The sequence below is a fragment of the Massilia sp. CT11-137 genome, from assembly GCF_047302885.1.
Classification (GTDB): Bacteria; Pseudomonadota; Gammaproteobacteria; order Burkholderiales; family Burkholderiaceae_D; genus Telluria; species Telluria orientalis.
Map to the genome: position 1 here is coordinate 1544476 of NZ_JBKYMP010000002.1, position 20279 is coordinate 1564754.

At 65.6% G+C, this 20279-nt stretch carries 12 protein-coding genes and 1 tRNA gene; 12 read left to right on the forward strand and 1 reads right to left on the reverse strand.

The features are described 5' to 3' along the window. Window positions 1-24: 24 nt before the first annotated feature. The 4 genes from ACEN98_RS23615 (at window position 25) to ACEN98_RS23630 (ending at window position 8679) form a co-directional block, all read left to right on the forward strand. Window positions 25-1170, forward strand: a complete 1146-nt coding sequence (locus ACEN98_RS23615) for a patatin-like phospholipase family protein (protein ID WP_413387358.1) — start codon at window positions 25-27, stop codon at window positions 1168-1170. Beyond that, a complete protein-coding gene (locus ACEN98_RS23620) occupies window positions 1167-5387 on the forward strand; it encodes a two-component regulator propeller domain-containing protein (protein WP_413387359.1) in 4221 nt (1406 codons plus the stop codon). Before ACEN98_RS23615 ends, ACEN98_RS23620 begins: the two co-directional genes overlap by 4 nt. 63 nt (window positions 5388-5450) lie before the next feature. Continuing rightward, on the forward strand, window positions 5451-6146 hold the full coding sequence (locus tag ACEN98_RS23625; RefSeq protein WP_413387360.1) for a response regulator transcription factor: 696 nt from the start codon (window positions 5451-5453) through the stop codon (window positions 6144-6146). Between the two features lie 436 nt (window positions 6147-6582). Then, entirely contained in the window at window positions 6583-8679 is a 2097-nt protein-coding gene (locus ACEN98_RS23630) for an ATP-binding protein (protein WP_413387361.1), read from the forward strand. A 57-nt stretch (window positions 8680-8736) separates the two neighbouring features. Here the strand turns inward: ACEN98_RS23630 and ACEN98_RS23635 are convergent, their stop codons facing one another. Then, the gene (locus tag ACEN98_RS23635) at window positions 8737-10935 is read right to left on the reverse strand and encodes a bifunctional SulP family inorganic anion transporter/carbonic anhydrase (RefSeq protein WP_413387362.1); all 2199 of its coding nucleotides are present in this window, start codon (window positions 10933-10935) and stop codon (window positions 8737-8739) included. Between the two features lie 431 nt (window positions 10936-11366). Between ACEN98_RS23635 and ACEN98_RS23640 the strand changes: the two genes are divergently transcribed. From ACEN98_RS23640 to ACEN98_RS23675, 8 genes are all read left to right on the forward strand, one after another. Continuing rightward, window positions 11367-11441: transfer RNA gene (locus ACEN98_RS23640), tRNA-Arg, on the forward strand. Between the two features lie 107 nt (window positions 11442-11548). Further along, window positions 11549-13459, forward strand: a complete 1911-nt coding sequence (locus tag ACEN98_RS23645; RefSeq protein ID WP_413387363.1) for an ATP-binding cassette domain-containing protein — start codon at window positions 11549-11551, stop codon at window positions 13457-13459. A 54-nt stretch (window positions 13460-13513) separates the two neighbouring features. Next, window positions 13514-14239 carry a CAAX prenyl protease-related protein gene (locus ACEN98_RS23650; RefSeq protein ID WP_413387364.1) on the forward strand — a complete coding sequence of 242 codons (726 nt, stop codon included), beginning with the start codon at window positions 13514-13516 and terminating at the stop codon, window positions 14237-14239. Window positions 14240-14277: 38 nt separating this feature from the next. Then, the gene (gene epsL / locus ACEN98_RS23655) at window positions 14278-15474 is read left to right on the forward strand and encodes an XrtB/PEP-CTERM-associated polysaccharide biosynthesis outer membrane protein EpsL (protein WP_413387365.1); all 1197 of its coding nucleotides are present in this window, start codon (window positions 14278-14280) and stop codon (window positions 15472-15474) included. A gap of 8 nt (window positions 15475-15482) precedes the next feature. After that, the gene (locus ACEN98_RS23660) at window positions 15483-16862 is read left to right on the forward strand and encodes an undecaprenyl-phosphate glucose phosphotransferase (RefSeq protein WP_413387366.1); all 1380 of its coding nucleotides are present in this window, start codon (window positions 15483-15485) and stop codon (window positions 16860-16862) included. Window positions 16863-17014: 152 nt separating this feature from the next. Further along, window positions 17015-18130, forward strand: a complete 1116-nt coding sequence (gmd, locus tag ACEN98_RS23665) for a GDP-mannose 4,6-dehydratase (RefSeq protein WP_413337533.1) — start codon at window positions 17015-17017, stop codon at window positions 18128-18130. A 3-nt stretch (window positions 18131-18133) separates the two neighbouring features. Continuing rightward, the gene (gene fcl / locus ACEN98_RS23670; protein WP_413387367.1) at window positions 18134-19114 is read left to right on the forward strand and encodes a GDP-L-fucose synthase; all 981 of its coding nucleotides are present in this window, start codon (window positions 18134-18136) and stop codon (window positions 19112-19114) included. Between the two features lie 117 nt (window positions 19115-19231). Continuing rightward, window positions 19232-20257, forward strand: a complete 1026-nt coding sequence (locus tag ACEN98_RS23675) for an EpsD family peptidyl-prolyl cis-trans isomerase (RefSeq protein ID WP_413387368.1) — start codon at window positions 19232-19234, stop codon at window positions 20255-20257. Window positions 20258-20279: the final 22 nt, after the last annotated feature.

Genomic DNA, 20279 nt, shown 5'->3' on the forward strand with positions numbered 1-20279 from the left:
GTGGATATTGAATGTAAAACGGGTTTGATCCTCAGCGGTGGCGGCGCGCGTGCGGCCTACCAGGCGGGGGTCCTGCAGGCGATCTCCCGCATCCTGGGGGAGGCGGGGTGGCCCGCTGCGCGCAATCCGTTTGCGATCATCTGCGGCACGTCCGCCGGCGCGCTCAACGCGGCCGGCCTGGCCTGCCGCGCCGACGACTTCGGCGACGCCGTCGACCAGTTGGCGGACGTGTGGGAGGGCATCGATGTCACGCAGGTCTACCGCGCCGATTCGCTGGGCGTGCTGCGCTCCGGCGCGCGCTGGCTGTCGCTGCTGTCGTTCGGCTGGATGCTGCGCCAGTGGCACGCCGCGCCGCCGACGTCGCTGCTCGACAACACGCCGCTCGTGGGCCTGCTGCACCGCATGCTCGACCTGCCGCGCCTGGACGCGGCGCTGGCCAGCGGCTGCCTGGACGCCTTCGCGGTCACCGCATCGTCGTACAGCGGCGGCCAGCACGTCACGTTCTACCAGAGCGAACGCGAGATCGCACCGTGGAAGCGGCACCAGCGCCTCGCCCTGCAGGGACAGATCGGCGTCGAGCACCTGCTCGCGTCGAGCGCCTTGCCGTTCATCTTCCCGGCCGTGCCGTTGTATTTCGACGGCCATCTGGAATACTGCGGCGACGGTTCGATGCGCCAGCTGGCGCCGATCGCGCCCGCGATCCACCTGGGCGCGCGCCGCGTGCTCGTCGTGGGGGCGGGGCGCATGAACGAGACCGTGAACCACCTGCCGGCGCACGTGCGCTATCCGAGCCTGGCGCAGATCGCCGGCCACGCGCTGTCGTCGATCTTCCTGGACGGCCTCGCGATGGATATCGAGCGCCTGCAGCGCGTCAACGAGACGCTGTCCATGCTGCCGGAGGAGGCGCTGGCGAAGACGCCGCTGCGCCGCATCGACCTGCTCGCGATCGTGCCGTCGGAACGCCTGGACGACATCGCGGCGCGCCACGCGGTCAACCTGCCGGGGCCCGTGCGCACGCTGCTGGGCGGGATCGGGGCGATCGAGGCGCGCGGCGCCTCGCTGGCGTCCTATTTGCTGTTCGAAGGCGGCTATACGCGCGAACTGATGGCGCTGGGCCAGCGCGACACCTATGCCCGGCGCCGCGACGTACTGGAGTTTTTCGAAGCATGAAACGATGCCTGTTCCTGGTCCTCGCGCTGTTGTGGGCCGTTGTCGCCCATGCGGCGCCGACCCCGACCCTGCGCTTCGAGCACCTGTCGGTGGACGACGGCCTCGCGCAGGAATCCGTGCTGTCGATCGTCCAGGACCCGGACGGCTTCATGTGGTTCGGCACCCAGTCCGGCCTGTCGCGCTACGACGGCTACCGCTTCACGAATTTCCGCAACGTCGTCGGCGATCCGAAGACGCTCGCCAACAACTGGGTGCGCGTGCTGTACGCCGACCGCAAGGGCCGGCTGTGGATCGGCACGGACGGCGGGCTCGATCGCTACGAACCGAAGACCGGCACGTTCAGCCATTTCGTGCCCGACGAACCGGCCAAGCGGGGCAACGGCAACCGCCACATCCGCGCCATCCTCGACGACGGCAAGGAAGGCCTGTGGCTCGCGACGGCCGACGGCCTGCAGCACTTCGACATCCCGACCGGCCGCTTCGACACGTGGCACCACGTGCCGGGCGTGCCGGACAGCCTCGCGTCCGACAAGCTGACGGCCCTCGCGCGCGGGCGCGACGGCCGCCTGTGGATCGGCACCGCGGCGGGCCTCGACAGCCTCGACCCGGAGCGGATGCACTTCCGCCACCACCCGTCGCCGCGCGGCGGCAAGTACGACTTCGTGCAGACGCTGATGGTCGACGCGGGCCAGGGCCTGTGGGTCGGCAGCATGGGCGGCCTGGAACGCCTGTCGCTCGGGCCGAAGGGCGACGTGCGCACGTTCGGGCTTGACGACGGCATGCCGCCCGGCGAGATCAGCGTGTTGTACGAGGACGCCGAGCGCCAGGTCTGGGTCGGCTCGCACGACCGCGGCCTGTACCGCTGGCTGCCCGCGCTGGGCCGCTTCGAGCGCCATCCGCACCGCATCACCGACAGCTACAGCCTCGGCGACAACCAGGTCACGGCGCTGTACGGCGACCGCGTGGGCACGTTCTGGGTCGGCACGTGGTACGGCGGCGTGTCGCGCGCGGACATGGGCAGCGGCGGCTTCGCGCGCATCGTGCGCGGCGACGACACGCCGCTCGCGCTCGAAGACAACAAGGTGCGCGGCATCGCCGGCGACGGCGGCGGGAAGCTGTGGCTCGCCACGAACGGCGGCCTGCACCTGTTCGATCCGGCGACCGGCGCGGACCAGGCATGGCGCCTCGCGCCCGTCGAAGCGGGGCTGACGGGCGACGCGATGGCGACGTCGGTGGCGCGCGGCCGCGACGGCACGGTGTGGCTCGGCACGCGCAACGGCCTCGCGCACTTCGATCCGAAGACCGGGCGCATCACGCGGCGTCCGCTGTCCACCGACGACGTCGATGCCAACTACGTGCGCAACGTGCACGTCACGCGCGACGGCACCTTGTGGGCCGCGACCCGCGGCGGCCTGCACCGCATCGACCCGGACGGCAAGCAGACGACGTACCAGCACGATCCGACCGCGGCCGCGAGCCTGGCCGACAACATCGTGCGGCCGATGCTGGAAGACCGCCACGGCCGGTTCTGGGTCGGCACGTTCGACGGCCTGGACCTGCTCGACCGCGCCACCGGCAAGTTCCGCCACTTCCGCCACGATCCCGACGATCCCACGAGCCTGTCGCACGACGAGGTGCATTACCTGCTGGAAGACCGGCGCGGCGACCTGTGGGTCGGCACGGCCGTGGGCCTGAACCGCATGGTGATCGGCAGCGACGGCACGCCGCGCTTCCAGCGCTACACGGTGCGCGACGGCATGGCGGACGACGTCGTGGCCGCGATGCAGGAAGACCTCGACGGCTTCATCTGGGTCTCCAGCTCGAGCGGCCTGCACCGGCTCGACCCGACCAGCGGCGCCTGGCGCAACTACAACGCGACCGACGGCACGATCGAAGGGGCGTACTTCGACGCCTCCGCGCTGCGCGTGGCCGACGGCACGCTCTACTTCGGTGGCAACAACGGCATCACCGCATTCAATCCGCGCGCGCTGCACGACAACCTGATCGCGCCGCGCGCCGTCATCACGGGCCTGCAGATCTTCGGCCAGCCGTGGCAGGACGTCCGGCCGGGCATGCTGCCGGGGCCCATCGAACGGCTGTCCGGCATCACGCTCACGCCGCAGGATTCCGTGTTCTCGCTGGAGTTCTCGGCGCTGCACTTCGCCGCGCCGGGCCGCAACCGCTTCGCCTACCGCCTCGTCGGCTTCGACCAGGACTGGATCGGCGTCGACGCCAGCAAGCGCTTCGCCACCTACACGAACCTCGATCCGGGCAGCTACACGTTCCAGGTGCGCGCGGCGAACAAGGACGGCGTGTGGAGCGATGCCGCCGCCACGCTGGAAGTGACCGTGCTGCCGCCGTACTGGAAGACATGGTGGTTCCGCACCCTGTGCGCGCTGGTGGTGATCGGCTGCGGCTACGGCGCCTACCGGATCCGCGTGGACGTCCTGCGCCGCCAGAAGGCCATGCTGGAACAGCAGGTCAGCGCGCGCACGGAACGCATCGAGCAGCAGAACCGCCTGCTGGAACGCCAGACCGAGGAACTGCGCGAGCAGGAACGGCAGGTGCGGCGCCGCACGAACGAGCTGGCGCTCGCCAACGGCGCGCTGCAGGAAAACGAGGAACGGCTGTACCAGGCCAAGCAGCGCGCGGAAGACGCGACGCGCCAGAAGTCCGAATTCCTCGCCAACATGAGCCACGAGATGCGCACGCCGCTGGCCGGCGTGATCGGCATGCTGGGCTTCGCGCTGCGCGACACGGCGCTGCGCGACTGCACGCGCGAGCAGATCCTGCGCGGCCAGGCGAATGCCCAGTCGCTGCTGGCGATCATCAACGACCTGCTCGACTTTTCCAAGATCGAGGCGGGCAAGCTGACCATCGAGAACATCGACTTCGCGCTCGACGAATCGATTTCGCACGTCGGCACGCTGTTCGAGGAGCAGGCCGGCGCGCACAGCGTGGGCTTCGCCGTGCGCCTCGATCCGGACCTGCCGCGCTTCGTCGTGGGCGACCCGACCCGGCTGCGCCAGATCCTCGTGAACCTCGTCGGCAACGCCTTCAAGTTCACCGAGAGCGGTTCCATCACCGTGCGCGTCGAGCGCCGTCCGGAAGACCAGCACGACCGCGCGGGCCGCAACATGATCCGCTTTTCAGTCGAAGACACGGGCATCGGCATCGCGCCGGACGCCTTGCCGCGCCTGTTCCAGAAATTCGAGCAGGCCGACGCGACGACGACGCGCCGCTACGGCGGCACTGGCCTGGGCCTGGCGATCTGCCGCCAGCTCGTCGAACTGATGGGCGGCACGATCGGCGTCGCCAGCACGCCCGGCGTGGGCTCCACGTTCAGCTTCGTGTTGCCGCTGGCGGACGGCGTGCAGCCGCACTCCGTCGTCGACCAGCCGCGCGCGCCGCACACGCACCGCCTGCGCGTGCTGTGCGCGGAAGACTATCCGACCAACCAGATCATCGTGCGCATGATGCTGGAGGAGCTGGGCCACCAGGTCGACGTCGTCGAGAACGGCGTGCTGGCCGTGGCGGCCTGCGCGCGCACGCGCTACGACCTGATCCTGATGGACGGCCGCATGCCCGAGATGGACGGCGCCTCGGCCACGCGCCTGATCCGCGCCGGCGGTCCGCTGGAAGCGCCCGTGCTGGACCAGCACCTGATGATCGTCGCGCTCACCGCCAACGTCAGCGAGGAAGACCGGACGCGCTACCTGGCCTGCGGCATGGATGCCTTCATCACCAAGCCCATCGACGACTCGCAGCTGCACTACCACCTCACGCGCGCCATCGAGCGCCAGCTGCAGCGCGGCATCGAACTCGCACCGATGCCGGAGCCGGCCGCGCGCGCGCCGTCGACGGCCGAGCTGGACGCGATGTTCGACGTGCCGGGCGACGCCGTTGCTCCCGCCGCGCCGCCGCCGCCGATCCTGCGCGCGAGCGACCTGAAGGACCGCCTGCGCGGCGCCTTCCTGGCCGACCTGCCGCGCCGCCGCATCGAACTGGACAAGGCGTTGGCGACGGGCGACCGCGACACGGCCGGACGCGTCCTGCACGGCATGAAGGGCAGCGCCGGCTACCTGGGCGAGGATGGGCTGCGCGCGCTGTGCGCCGAACTCGAGGCCCTGGCGGACGCGGGCCAGCTCGACGCCGTGCGCGCCGGCCTGCCGCGCCTGTGGGACCTGCTGGCCCGCTTCGAGGCGGCGACTGCCTGAATCGTGCGCGCGTCTCACAGCTGTATAATTGCCATTTAACAATTGCGACACAATGGGGCAGGGATGAAGGTTTTGATAGTCGACGATGACGTGGTGTCGCGCATGATGCTGATGCACATGATCGACAGCACCGCGAGCGGCGTGTTCGACGTGCTGGAAGCGGAGGATGGCGAAGACGCCTGGGCGCAGTTGGATGCCGGCGCGAACCCCGCGCTGCTGTTCTGCGACCTGCGCATGCCGCGCCTGTCCGGCATGGAATTGCTGGCGCGCGTGAAAGCGGACGCCCGTTTCGCCGGCCTGCCGTTCGTCCTCGTCTCGGCCGCGGCCGACGGCGCGACGATGGAGCAGGCGCTGTCGCTGGGCGCCGCCGGTTACATCGTCAAGCCGTTCGACGCCGCGCGCGTCGCGCACCACCTGCAACCGCTGATGCGTGCGCCGGACGAGCAGCCCGACGCCACCCTGCGCCGCCTCGGCATCGACGCCACGCGCCTGCTGCTGTATCTCGGCGGCCTGCAGCGCCAGCTCGTCAGCGCGGGCACCGACCTGGCCGCGCTGCTGGCGACGAGCCAGCTCGACGCCGCCCGCGCCCACCTCGCGCGCCTGTGCGAAGGGTGCCGCACGCTGGGCCTGTACGGTGCCGCGAACGGCTTCGACGCCTTGCGCTCCGCCCCCGACGGCGCCGCCCTGGCGCGCGAACTGGAAGCCGCACACCGCGCCGTGCTGCGCCAGACCAACGCCACCCGGCACCTGGCGATGTAAGGTTGCGCGCCTGTCCGCAACGTTAAATTCCTGCTGGAAAACGCGAAAAATTGTTGTCGAAAATGTTGTAAATCACCCCTCCACACGGCAGCGGAATCCGGCATACTGATCCTTTGCCGTGGCCGGCATGCAGCACCTCCCAGGCAGAACGGCAACTTGTCGGGCGTCTTTTTTGCCCCGTACGGACCGCGCCAAGCGCGCGCCGTCCGTCATGAGCTTGTCATTAAAATAGTCGACTTTTTCGGGCACGTCGCAAACCTGCTGCGCGTTGCAGCTTCGGCGGGGACGCCGAGTCCTGTGATGCTCGCTGTACTCTCGTACAGCTGCGCGTCTCGGCCAAATCTGCGGCCGCTCGTGACGGTTTGCGAGGTACCCTTTCACGGCAGCGCAGACTGCTGGGACGGAGCTTTGACCAGGGATTGCATGAGCGAGGACTATGAAGACCACGGTTTCCCCCAGCCTGACCTTCCTTACCGGCGGCGGCCAGATGGCCGCGCATATCGCCGCCCATGACTGGCACATCACGCCCCTCGGCCCCGTCGAGGACTGGCCCGCCGCACTGCGCACGGCACTGAGCCTGGCGCTGAATTCCCGGTTCCCCACCTGGCTGTGCTGGGGCGCCGACCTGATCAGCTTTCCTAATGACGCCTGCATGCCGTTGCTCGGCGACAAGGCCGCGCTGGGCCGGCCGTTGCGCACGGTCTGGCCGGACATGTGGGACACCATCGGGCCGATCGCGACGAAAGCCTATGCGGGCGAAGCCTGCCACCACGAAGACATGCCCGTGCCGATGGCGCGCCACGGCTATCCGGAACAGGCCTGGTTCACGTTTTCGTACAGCCCCGTGCGCGACGACGACGGCACCGTCGGCGGCATCCTGTGCACGGCCGTCGAGACGACGGACAAGATGCGCGCGCTGGAGTCCCTGCGCCGCCTGAACGGGGCGCTGACGCACCAGGTGGCGTCGCACGCGAGCGACCGCGAACGCCTGTGGCGCATCTCGCCCGACGTGATGGCCGCGGCGTCGCTGGCGACGGGGCGCTTCCTGACCGTGAACCCCGCGTTCACCGCGTGCTTCGGGTGGAGTGCCGAGGAAGCGACCACGCGCCCGTTCATGGACATGGTGTACCCGGACGACCGCGAGGACGTGCTGCGGAAAATGCAGATCCTGGCCGAGGGAACGCCGCTCGTCGGCTACGAGACGCGCGTGCTGCACAAGGACGGCTCGTACCGCTGGGTGTCGTGGACGATCTCCCCGGAAGGCGAGCTGCTGTACGGCGTCGCGCGCGACATCACGGCGGAAAAACACCAGGCCGACGCGCTGCGCCAGGCCGAGGAAGCGCTGCGCCAGTCGCAGAAGATGGAAGCCGTGGGCCAGCTCACGGGTGGCCTCGCGCACGACTTCAACAACATGCTGGCGGGAGTCACGGGCCACCTGGAACTGATGAAGCTGCGCCTGCGCATGGGCCAGAGCGGCGACCTGCTGACGCGCATCGACGCGGCCCTCGGCGTGACCCAGCGCGCGGCCGCCCTGACGCACCGCCTGCTCGCGTTCTCGCGCCGCCAGGCCCTCGATCCGAAGCCGACCAGCGTCAACGCGCTCGTGATGTCGATGACGGACCTGATCGAGCGCGCGGCCGGCCCGTCGATCGCCGTGCGCACGCGTCTCGCGGCCACGCTGTGGACCACCCTGTGCGACCCGAACCAGCTGGAAAGCGCGCTGTTGAACCTCGCGAACAATGCGCGCGACGCGATGCCGGAAGGCGGCCTGCTCGTCATCGAGACGGAGAACGTCACGCTGACCGCCGCCCAGGCGCGCCGCCACGGCGACCTGCGGGCTGGAGAATATGTGCAGGTGAGCGTGCGCGACAACGGCGCCGGCATGGCGCCCGACGTCGTCGCGCGCGCGTTCGACCCGTTCTTCACGACGAAGCCGATGGGGCAGGGGACCGGCCTGGGCCTGTCGATGGTGTACGGCTTCGCGCACCAGTCGGGCGGCAACGTGCGCATCGAATCGCGGCCGGGACAGGGGACCGAAGTGCGCCTGCTGCTGCCGCGCCACCTCGTGGAGACGCAGCCCGCCGCGGGACCGGACGTCGAACCGCCGCTGGAAGCAGGCACGCGCAAGGGTGTCGTGATGGTCGTCGACGACGAGGCGGACATCCGCGCCGTGATGACCGAGGTGCTCGAATTGCAGGGCTACACGGTGCTCGTCGCCTGCGATGCGCCGCAGGCCCTGCGCCTGTTGAAGGACACGCGGCCGGACATGCTCGTGACGGACGTCGGCCTGCCCAACGGCATGAACGGCCGCCAGCTGGCCGACCACGTGCGCGTGCAATGGCCGCAGCTGCCCGTGCTGATGGTGACGGGCTATGCGGAAAGCACGGTCATGAAGAACGAGAAGCTGCCCGCGCAGATGGAGATCCTGACCAAGCCTTTTGCCATGAACGCGCTGGTGGACAAGGTCGGGTGCATGCTGGCGCAGAGTATGGGTACTGAGGTGAATGCGGAGACGGGGGCCGAAGCCGCGTAGGGTGTGGGCACGGCGTGCCCACACGTGATATTTGCGATATGTTGGCGTTACCGGCCATCAGGCGGCCAGGTCGTTCCGGCCGTCGTCCAGCGTGACCAGTTCCCCGAAGTGCACGGTGCGCGTGGCGATGTCGTGGTACGCGCCCACGAGTCCCATCTCGCCGCGCGCGATGCGCTCGCGCAGGAAGGCGCTGCCGGCGATGATCTCGTCCAGCGAGTTCTCGATGTTGCGGCGCGTGACCGCCTCGAGCATTGCCTTGCCCTCGGGCGGATGATGGGCGCCGCACTTGCACTGGTCGACCGCCTTGCGGATCTTGCCCGTGATCGCCCCCATGCTGTGCGCGCCTTCATTCTGCAGCGCGAGGCCGATCGCGCCGCAACTCGAGTGGCCTTTCACGACGATCAGTTTCGCGCCCAGTTTATGGGCGATCTCCAAACTGCCGATGATCTCGCGGCTGATCACGTTGCCCGCGATGCGGATCGTCAGCAGGTCGCCCAGGCCGGCATCGAAGATGATTTCCGGCGACGTGCGCGAGTCGATGCAGTTGACGACGACGGCCATCGGGTGCTGCCCGCCCGCCGTCGCCTCGACCTGGTGCAGATAGTATTTCTTCGTCGTGCGGCCGGCACGGAAGCGCTCGTTGCCGTCGCGCAGCAACTGCAGCACGTCTTCCGGAGCCAGCCTGGTCTGCGTGTCCTTGTCGAGGGCGGGGACGAACTGGATCGGATCGTGCAGGCTGTACTTGTCGCGCAGGCCCACGACGTTCAGCTTGACGTTGCGTTCCGCCGCGACGACGCGGTAGTCGTTGATGACTTCCAGCACGTCGTGGTCGATGTAATCCGAGTTGGCCGCGTCGATCAGCACGTTCGCGTTCTCCGGGATTTCCCACAGCGCGCTCTTGATCGTGGCCTTGTTCAGGAACGACACCTGGTTCGGCAATTCCATCTTGACGACCTCGCCGATGTGCAGGCGGTACTGTTCCATCGAGAACGGATTCTTGAAGTGGCTGCGCATCAGGTAGAACAGGCTGGCGGCCAGGCCGATCAGTACGCCGGTCAGCAGGTCCGTCAGCACGATGGCGGCCACGGTGACGGCGAACGGCACGAATTGCGACCAGCCCTTCTGGTACATGTCGCGGAACAGCGAGACCTTGGCCAGCTTGTAGCCCGTCACGATGAGGATCGCGGCCAGCGCGGCCAGCGGAATCAGGTTCAGCATGGGCGCCAGCACGAGCACGCTGGCCAGCAGCAGCACGCCGTGGAGGATGGTCGAGGCCTTGGTCCGGTTGTCGTTCTGGATGTTGACGGAGCTGCGCACGATGACGGACGTGACGGGCAGGCCGCCCAGCAGGCCGGCGCAGATGTTGCCGACGCCCTGCGCGACGAGTTCGCGGTTCGTGGGCGTTTCGCGCTTGTGCGGATCGAGCTTGTCGACCGCTTCCACGTTCAGCAGCGTTTCCAGCGACGCGACGATGGCGATCGTGAAGCCGACGATCCAGACGTCGTGGTTCGTGAAATGGGCGAGATCCGGGACATTCAGGTAAGCACCGAGGTTACCGATATCGAGGGGCGGAATATCGACGAGATGTTCCGGATCGATACTCAGTGCGGGAAAGAAACGATCGAATGTCACATTCAGTGCAACACCCAATGCCACGACGAACAATGGCGCCGGCAGCAATTTGATGTTCTTGAATGGCGTCCTGTCCCAATACACGAGAATCAGCATCGACAGGAGACCAATGATCATGGCGCCGGGCGTGATCGCATTGAATGCATGCGCAATGGCGGAAAACGTATTTTCTCCATTGGCCTGGATGAACGACGTATCATCGGCCGGATTGGCGTCATAACCGATCGCATGGGGAATCTGTTTGAGAATCAGCAGAATGCCGATCGCGGCGAGTAATCCCTTGATGACGTTCGAGGGAATGTAATTGGCGATAAAGCCGCCACGGGCGACACCCATGGCCAATTGCATTACGCCGGCAATCAATATGGCCGCGAGCAGGATTTCGAAGGCGCCGAGTTTCGTGATCGAGGCGAGGACGACGGCCGCCAGCCCGGCCGCGGGGCCGCTGACGCTCGTATGGGAACCGCTGATGGCACCCACGACGATGCCGCCGATAATGCCGGAAATAATCCCTGAAAACAAAGGCGCGCCGGAGGCGAGGGCAATACCGAGACACAGGGGCAAGGCGACAAGAAACACTACTATGCCGGCCGGCAAATCGTACTTGAGGGTATTCGTATGCATGGGAATCTCACGGAAGAACGATGGTTGTCAGTCAGAATGCGCTTGTTTATTTTGCGCATGGCGATATAACGATTTACATCGGTTGATAGCCGATGAACCGGATTCATGAACGTTTGATTTGGATTGAACCAAAACGGTGCAATGCACCGTTTCGATGCATTTTCAGGAGCGTCGATTGTTAAAGCGACGGGGAAAAAATATAACATGCAGTTTGCAAATGCGTCCAGCATGCACGGTCAACCGTTACAATTCTTTCGCGCGAAATAGATTTGAATAAAAGCGGTTTTAATCGGGTTATTTTTATTGCCTTGAATAACACCGAATTACGAATCTGATAAACGTGCGGATGAGGTCGTATAGACGTCCGGCGGCGCCGAACATTGTGGGAGGAGCTCGCGTCCTGTAGAATAGCTGGCTGCAGTACGCAGAGTGTCGCCATAGTACAATGGATAGTACAAGGTCCTCCTAAGACTTAGATGCAGGTTCGATTCCTGCTGGCGACACCAGTTTCACCATCCCCCAGCCGCATCAGGCCGTCCCCCTTCGGTACAATGCCTGCTTTCTCACACTCTTACCGATATCCGCGCCGACAAGCGTCGCGGCCGCTCACACCATGGCTGTCATTTCCCTCTCTTCCGCGCAACTGGCTTTCGGCCACGTCGCGCTGCTCGACCATGCCGATTTCTCGCTGGAAGCCGGCGAACGCGTCGGCCTCATCGGCCGTAACGGCACCGGCAAATCCTCGCTGCTGAAAATCATTTCCGGCCGCTCGAAGCTGGACGACGGCCTGCTCGTGATGCAGCAGAGCGTCAAGATCGCGTACGTCGAGCAGGAGCCCGTGTTCGATCCGGAGATGACCGTGTTCGACGCGGTCGCCGCCGGCATGGGCGACCAGCAGGCGATGCTGGCCGAGTACGAATCCCTGACCGGGCAATTTGGTCACGGCAACGATGACGCGATCATGGAGCGCATGCACGATCTGCAAGTGAAACTCGATGCGACGGATGCCTGGAACCTCGGCAACCGGGTCGAGACCACGCTGGGCCGCCTGGGCCTCGCGGGCGCTGCGAAGATGGGCACGTTGTCGGGCGGTATGCAGAAGCGCGTGGCGCTGGCTGTCGCGCTCGTGTCCGGCCCCGACGTGCTGCTGCTGGACGAACCGACGAACCACCTGGACTTCACGTCGATCCAGTGGCTGGAAGGCCTGCTGCGCGAATTCCGCGGCTCCGTGCTGTTCATCACCCACGACCGCCGCTTCCTCGACAACGTCGCCACGCGCATCGTCGAACTGGACCGCGGCCGCCTGCTCTCGTTCCCCGGCAATTTCAGCAAGTACCAGGAACGCAAGAAAGAACTGCTCGCGATCGAAGAGGTCGAGAACGCCAAGTTCGACAAGGTGCTTGCACAGGAAGAAGTGTGGATCCGCAAGGGCGTGGAAGCGCGCCGCACCCGCAACGAAGGCCGCGTGCGCCGGCTGGAAGACCTGCGCCTGCAGCGTTCCGCGCGCCGCGACCAGCAGGGCCAGGTCCGCATCGACGTCGCGACCGGCGAGCGCTCGGGCAAGATCGTCGCGGAACTGGAAAACATTTCGAAGTCGTATGGCGACAAGGTGATCGTGCAGGACTTCACCGGCACGATCATGCGTGGCGACAAGGTCGGCCTGATCGGGCCGAACGGCGCCGGCAAGACAACGCTGCTGAAAATCATCCTCGGCGAAGAGACGGTGGACAGCGGCAACGTCAAGCTGGGCACGCGTTTGAACGTCGCGTACTTCGACCAGATGCGCGCGCAACTGAACGAAGAAGCGACGCTGGCCGACACGATCGCGCCGGGCAGCGACTGGGTCGAGATCAACGGCCAGCGCAAGCACGTGATGAGCTACCTGGGCGACTTCCTGTTCGCGCCCGAGCGCGCGCGCTCGCCCGTGAAATCGCTGTCCGGCGGCGAGCGCAACCGCCTGCTGCTGGCGCGCCTGTTCGCCAAGCCGGCCAACTGCCTCGTGCTCGACGAGCCGACCAACGACCTCGACATCGAGACGCTCGAACTGCTCGAAGAACTGCTGACGGATTACTCGGGCACCGTGTTCCTCGTCAGCCACGACCGCACGTTCCTCGACAACGTCGTTACCCAGGTCATCGTTTCCGAAGGGCAGGGGACGTGGCGCGAATACGTCGGCGGCTACAGCGACTGGGAGCGCGTGAAAGCGGCGCCCGCGCCCGCGGTAGCACAAAAGGCCGCGCCGGCGAAAGCGCAGGATATGTCATCCAACGCACAGAACGCGTCGGGCAAGAAGGTAAAGTTGAGCTACAAGGAACAGCGAGAGCTGGAGGAGTTGCCGCAGCTTATCGCCAGCCTTGAAGACGAGCAGTCGGCCATCACGGCACAGCTGAATGCGCCCGACTTCTACAAGACCAATCCCGCTGACGCGCGCCGGATCAATGCGCGTTACGCGGAAATCGAGGAGCTTCTGCTCGACGCCCTGGAGCGTTGGGAAGTCCTCGAAGCGCGCTCGCGGGGAGAATAGCCCATGCGTTAGCGCATCGCTGAGCGCGGGCCAGGCGCCCGCTGACGGAGAGACATGACTGAGCATGACGACCGCTACGCCGTGCCCGCCACGGCAGCCATCCCCGCCGACGCTCCCATGTTCAACCGCGCGGCCTGGCTCCGCATCCTGCCCTTCGCCGCCTACCTGGCCTTCATCGTCATCGGCGACGTGCTGCAACGCCTGGGTGTCCCGCAGGACGCCCTGCGCTGGCTGTACCCCGCCAAGATCGCCCTCGTGGCCCTGTTGCTGGCGCTGTCCTGGCGCCAGTACAAAGAACTTTCCCGCTTTCATCTCGCACCGTTGCACGCGTTGACCGCGCTTGCGACGGGCGTGCTCGTGCTCGTCCTATGGATCAGCCTGGACGCCGGCTGGATGGTGTTCGGTTCCCCGTCCGGCTTCGATCCGCGCGTCGGCGGCCGTGTCGACTGGCTGCTCGTGGCGATCCGCATCGCCGGCGCCGCGCTCGTCGTGCCCGTCATGGAAGAGTTGTTCTGGCGCTCTTTCCTGATGCGGTGGGTGGATGCGCCCGACTTCGAGTCGGTTGAGCCCTCTCAACTCTCCATCAAAAGCTTCGTCATCACTGTCGTGCTGTTCGGTGTCGAACATAACCTCTGGCTTGCGGGGATCGTCGCGGGCGCGGCCTACAGCCTGCTGTACATGCGTCACCGCAACCTGTGGTCGCCGATCCTGGCACATGCCGTCACCAACGGCCTGCTGGGCGTGTGGGTGGTTCGGACCGGCAGCTGGTCTTACTGGTAAGCCGTCCGCCATTAACTTCAAGAAAAAGACAAACCATCATGCTGAATTTCCGCGTGCGTCCCCTTGCCCTGTTGCTCTGCACCCTGTTCACGCTGCCGGCCGGCGCCGGCCCCAGCGATGCGCTCCACCTGTATGCCGGCGTCGGCTACGGCCACGACGACAACCTGCTGCGCGTACCGGAGGGCCAGCCCGCGTTCGACGGCACCCGGGCCGATTCGTGGTGGATGCGGGAGGGAGGATTGATCTTCGATAAGACCTATAGCCGCCAGCGGATTTCCATCGTGGCCAAGCTGTCGAAGTACGACTTCGACCACTTCAAACAGCTGAATTACGATGGCAAGGACTTGCAGGCAACCTGGTTCTGGCAACTCGGCAACCACCTCGAAGGCAAGGCCGGCACCACCTATCAACAAGTGCTGGCGCCGTACACCGATTTCCAGAGCAACGAGCGCAACCTGCGCCGCAGCCGCAGCCACTTCGCGGAAGGCGCGTGGCGCTTTCACTCGTCCTGGCGCGTGCGCACGGGCTTCCAGCGCGACAAGTACGACTACGAGCTGTTCGCCCAGCGCTACAACAACCGCACGGAAGATTCGAGCGAGGTCGAACTCGATTACCTGCCCAGCAGCGGCAGCACGGTCGGCCTCGTGGCGCGGCGGGTCAAGGGCAAGTATCCGTATCCGCGCCCCGTCGGTCCGAATCTTCTCAACGACAACTTCACGCAGGACGAACTGAAGGCGCGCGTACTGTGGATAGCGACGGGTTCCACGACGTTCGATGCACTGGTCGGCTACACGCGGCGCGACCAGCCGTCGTTCGGCACGGGCAAGACGAGCGGCGTGGCCGGCAAGATCAAGGCCACGTACCAGCCGCGCGGCAAGATGACGTACCGGGCCGCCGTCTGGCGCGACTTCGCGCCGCTGGAAAGCACGGTCGTGAGCTATACGCTGAACAAGGGCGCCAGCGTCGGCGCGCAATGGGATGCGACGGCCAAGATCAAGGTGAATGCCGACGCCGTCTACGAACGGCGCAACTACAACGCGCGCGCGTCGTTCGCCAGCGCGGGCGACATCCGCGATTCCATCCGCACGCAGAGCCTGTCCGCGACGTGGACGCCCCGGCCGACCATCCAGGTGTCGGCGGGGCTGGCGCACCAGGCGCGCAGCGGATCGCCCGTGCTCGGTACGGGCAGCTTCAAGTCGAACAGCGTGTCGCTGTCGGCCAATGCGCAGTTCTGAATGCTTTTATGACGGTCAACGACATACCGCTGATCTCGTTCTTCCAGCGCGTACTCGATCCCCTGATCATCATGGGCACGCTGTACCTGTCGGCGGTGCTGTTCCATGAACCGTTCTCGGGCTACCTGCTGGTATTGATGGTGTTGGCCTTCTTCATTTCGTCGGCCGTGTACCAGCACGTCGATCCGTACCGCACGTGGCGCAGCGGGCGCATGTGGGCCTATGCGCGCGACACCGTGTTCGGCTGGTGCGTGACGATCGCCGTGCTGATGTTCCTCGGCTCGTCCAGCGGCCTCAAATACTATTACGACGAGCGCGTGCTGCTGGCCTGGGCCGTCGCCACGCCGCTCATCCTGCTGGGCAGCCACATTGCCGTACGCATTGCGAACCGGCCCGGCAAGAGCAAGGAAGTGCGCTCGGTCGTCGTGGTCGGCGTCAACGACGTGGGCCTGAAATTCGCCGGCATCTGCGACCGCCATCCGAACCTGTTCATGCAGGTGCGCGGCTTCTTCGACGACCGCGACGGCGAACGGCACCCGGCCGAGCTGCCGCATCCGATGCTGGGCAAGACGAGCGAGCTGGTGCAGTACGTGCGCGACAACGGCATCAAGATGATCTTCATCAGCCAGCCGATCTCCGCGCAGCCGCGCATCCGCAAGCTCATCGACGAGTTGCAGGACACGACCGCGTCCGTCTATTTCCTGCCGGACGTCTACATCTTCGACCTGATGCAGGCGCGCTTCGACAACGTGGGCGGCATGCCCGTGATCGCGATCTGCGAGACCCCGTTCATGGGCCTGAACAGCACCATCAAGCGCGGTTCCGACATCGTGCTGTCGAGCCTGATCCTGCTGTTGCTGGCGCCGCTGATGCTCGTGATCGCCGCGGTCGTCAGGATGAGTTCGCCTGGCCCCGTGATCTTCCGCCAGCGCCGCTACGGCCTGTATGGCGAAGAGATCATCGTCTACAAGTTCCGTTCGATGAAGGTGATGGAGAACGGCGATGCCGTCGTGCAGGCGCGCAAGGAAGACGACCGCGTGACGCCCATCGGCCGCTTCCTGCGCCGCACGTCGCTCGACGAGTTGCCGCAGTTCGTCAACGTGCTGCAGGGCAGGATGAGCATCGTCGGGCCGCGTCCGCACGCGGTCGCGCACAACGAGCAATATCGCAAGCTGATCAAGGGATACATGCTGCGCCATAAGGTCAAACCGGGCATCACCGGTTGGGCGCAGGTCAACGGGCTGCGTGGTGAAACTGCCACGCTGGACAAGATGGAAGCGCGCATCCAGTACGACCTCGATTACCTGCGCAACTGGTCGCTGTGGCTGGACCTGTGGATCGTTCTCAAGACCGTGAAAGTCGTGCTCACGCGCGAGAACGCGTTTTGAAACGCGCGCACATGTGGGGTCGCTTAGCTTCCGCTTAAAGACGCCGATTCAATCGGATCGGCGCTTGCGGCGCCCGACGGGCTGCGTGAAAATAATTGCTGAGATTGCAATTTTTTATTGATTTTGCATAACATTCGCCAGGACAACTGCCAATGAAGAAAGCGTTGATCACGGGTGTCACCGGCCAGGACGGTTCCTATCTCGCGGAACTGCTGCTGGCCAAGGGTTACGAAGTGCATGGCATCAAGCGGCGCGCCTCGCTCTTCAATACCGAGCGGATCGATCACATCTACCAGGATCCGCACGTCGAGGACAATCACTTCCACTTGCATTACGGCGACCTGTCCGACACGTCGAACCTCAACCGCATCCTGTGCGAAGTCCGGCCGGACGAAGTCTACAACCTCGGTGCGATGAGCCACGTGGCCGTGTCGTTCGAATCGCCGGAATATACGGCCGACGTCGACGGCCTCGGCACCCTGCGCCTGCTGGAAGCGATCCGTTTCCTCGGCATGGAAAAGACGACGCGCTTCTACCAGGCGTCGACGTCCGAACTGTACGGCCTCGTCCAGGAAACCCCGCAGCGCGAGACGACCCCGTTCTACCCGCGCAGCCCGTATGCCGTCGCGAAGCTGTACGCCTACTGGATCACCGTGAATTACCGTGAGGCGTATGGCATGTACGCGTGCAACGGCATCCTGTTCAACCACGAGTCGCCGCGCCGCGGCGAGACCTTTGTCACGCGCAAGATCACGCGCGGCCTCGCGAACATCTCGCAAGGCCTGGAGCAGCAACTGTTCCTGGGCAACCTCGACGCGCTGCGCGACTGGGGGCATGCGCGCGACTATGTCGAGATGCAATGGCTGATGCTGCAGCAGGACACGCCCGAGGATTACGTCATCGCGACGGGCCGCCAGTATTCCGTGCGGCATTTCGTCGAAGTTGCGGCACGCGAGCTGGGCATCGAGATCGCGTGGCAGGGCGAGGGCGTGCACGAACGCGGCGTGATCGCCGCGATCCATGGCGACAAGGCGCCCGGCGTCGTGGTGGGCCAACCGATCGTCGCCGTCGACCCGCAATACTTCCGTCCGACGGAAGTCGATACGCTGCTCGGCGACCCGGGCAAGGCGCGCCGCCGGCTGGGCTGGGAGCCGCGGACCTCTTTCGAAGCGATGGTGCAGGAGATGGTGGCGCACGACCTCGAGACGGCGCGTCGCCACAAGCTTCTCGCCTCGCATGGCTACAACGTTGCAATTTCATTGGAGTGAACGTTGAATACACAACCCCGCATCTATGTGGCCGGCCATAACGGGCTGGTCGGCTCGGCCATCGTGCGCGTGTTGCGCGCGCAAGGCCACACGAACATCGTCACGCGCAGCCACGCGGAACTCGAACTGACCGACCAGGCCCAGGTCCGCGAGTTCTTCCGCAACGAGCGCATCGACCAGGTCTACCTGGCCGCCGCCAAGGTCGGCGGCATCCATGCGAACAACACGTATCCGGCCGACTTCATCTACGACAACATGATGGTGCAGGCGAACGTCGTGCACGAAGCGTGGCGCAACGGGGTGAACAAGCTGCTGTTCCTCGGCTCCTCGTGCATCTATCCGCGCCTGGCCCAGCAGCCGATCAAGGAAGAGTACTTGATGAGCGGCATGCTGGAGCCGACGAACGAGCCGTATGCGATGGCAAAGATTGCCGGTATCAAACTGTGCGAAAGCTATAACCGCCAGTACGGCACGGATTACCGCAGCGTGATGCCGACGAATCTGTACGGTCCCGGGGACAACTATCACCCGGAAAACAGCCACGTGATCCCCGCGCTGATGCGGCGCTTCCACGAAGCGAAGCTCGCCGGCGCGCCCGAAGTCGTGATCTGGGGCAGCGGCAAGCCGATGCGCGAATTCCTGTACGTCGACGACATGGCGGAAGCGAGCGTGTACGTGATGAACCTCGACCATGCCACGTATGCGTCGTACACCGACCCGATGCATTCGCACATCAACGTGGGCACGGGCGAGGACGTCACGATCGCGGAGCTCGCGCGGCTCGTCGGCGAGACCGTCGGCTACCGTGGCCGCATCGCGTTCGATCCCACCAAGCCGGACGGCACGCCGCGCAAGCTGCTCGACGTGTCCAAGCTGAAATCCCTCGGCTGGCAGGCGCGCACGCCGTTGCCGGAAGGATTGCGGCGCGCTTACGCGGCCTTCGTCGACCTGGTGGCGGACCAGGAAAAGCGGGCCGCCGCCTGAGCGGTCGCGGCGGGAGCCGTACGGCAGAGTGTTAATTGACGAACAGAGTCCGAGTCGTGCGGCTCCCAGAATGAGCAGGCTATAACAAGAGTTCCACCCCATCCCCAAGGAAACCCATTGAACAACAACCACGTGGCTGCCAACATGAACACATCCTCTCCTACGACTCCGAAGCGCGTGCTGTGCGCCGCGCTGATCCTGGTTGCGGCAACCTTGAGCGCGTGCGGCGACAAGGCGAAAGAAAAGAAACCCGGCCAGGCGCTGGCGAGCGTGAATGGGGAAGAGGTTACGGTACTCCAGCTCAACGAGGAGCTGCAGCGCGCAGGCGTCTCCGCCGCCCAGCAGGATGCCGCCAGCAAGCAGTTGCTGCAGGTTCTCATCGACCGCCAGTTGCTGCAGGAAGCGGCCGCCAAGGAAAACCTCGACCGCGATCCCAAGGTCATGCAGGCGATCGACCGCGCCAAATCGCTGATCGTCGCCCAGGCCTATCTGCAAAAGCGCGTCGGCAACGTGGCGAAGCCGACGCCGGCGGAAGTCGAGGACTACTACAACAAGCATCCCGAATTCTTTTCCAACCGTAAGCAGTTCAGCATGAACGAACTCGTGATCTCCGCCAACGACCTGACGCCCGAGGTGCGCAGCGCGGCCGACAGCGCCAAGTCGCTGGAAGAGGTCGCCGTGTGGCTGGACACGCACAAGATCAAATACGGCCGCAACCAGGTCACGCGCTCGACGGCCGACGTGCCGCCGCAGCTGTCCTCGAAGTTGCTGGGCATGCCCAAGGGGCAGCTGTTCGTCGTCAAGGAAGGGCCGCGCGCGATGTTCATTTCCGTCGCCGAAGTCAAGGATGCACCGGTCTCGCTGCAGGTCGCCTCGAACCAGATCGAGCAATTCCTCGTGAACCGCAAGAACAAGGAACTGGCCGCGGCCGAGCTGCAGCGCCTGCGTTCCACCGCAAAGATCGAGTACCTGAACAAATCGATGGTGCCCGATCCCAAGGCCGCGCCGGCGAGCGCCGTGGCGAATGCCGATCCCGCCGCGGCGGCACCCGCCGCCATGCCCGCGGCCGACAACGCACCAGCCGACAACGCATCCGGCGCCGACAAGGCAGCGCTGGACCGCGGCGTCGCCGGACTGAAGTAATCCCAACATTGACGACCCATAA

Coding starts and splice junctions, on each gene's coding strand:
- ACEN98_RS23620 (WP_413387359.1), top strand. CDS start 1,167: ATGAAACGATGCCTGTTCCTGGTCCTCGCGCTGTTGTGGGCCGTTGTC.
- ACEN98_RS23625 (WP_413387360.1), top strand. CDS start 5,451: ATGAAGGTTTTGATAGTCGACGATGACGTGGTGTCGCGCATGATGCTG.
- ACEN98_RS23630 (WP_413387361.1), top strand. CDS start 6,583: ATGAAGACCACGGTTTCCCCCAGCCTGACCTTCCTTACCGGCGGCGGC.
- ACEN98_RS23635 (WP_413387362.1), bottom strand. CDS start 10,935: ATGCATACGAATACCCTCAAGTACGATTTGCCGGCCGGCATAGTAGTG.
- ACEN98_RS23645 (WP_413387363.1), top strand. CDS start 11,549: ATGGCTGTCATTTCCCTCTCTTCCGCGCAACTGGCTTTCGGCCACGTC.
- ACEN98_RS23650 (WP_413387364.1), top strand. CDS start 13,514: ATGACTGAGCATGACGACCGCTACGCCGTGCCCGCCACGGCAGCCATC.
- epsL (WP_413387365.1), top strand. CDS start 14,278: ATGCTGAATTTCCGCGTGCGTCCCCTTGCCCTGTTGCTCTGCACCCTG.
- ACEN98_RS23660 (WP_413387366.1), top strand. CDS start 15,483: ATGACGGTCAACGACATACCGCTGATCTCGTTCTTCCAGCGCGTACTC.
- gmd (WP_413337533.1), top strand. CDS start 17,015: ATGAAGAAAGCGTTGATCACGGGTGTCACCGGCCAGGACGGTTCCTAT.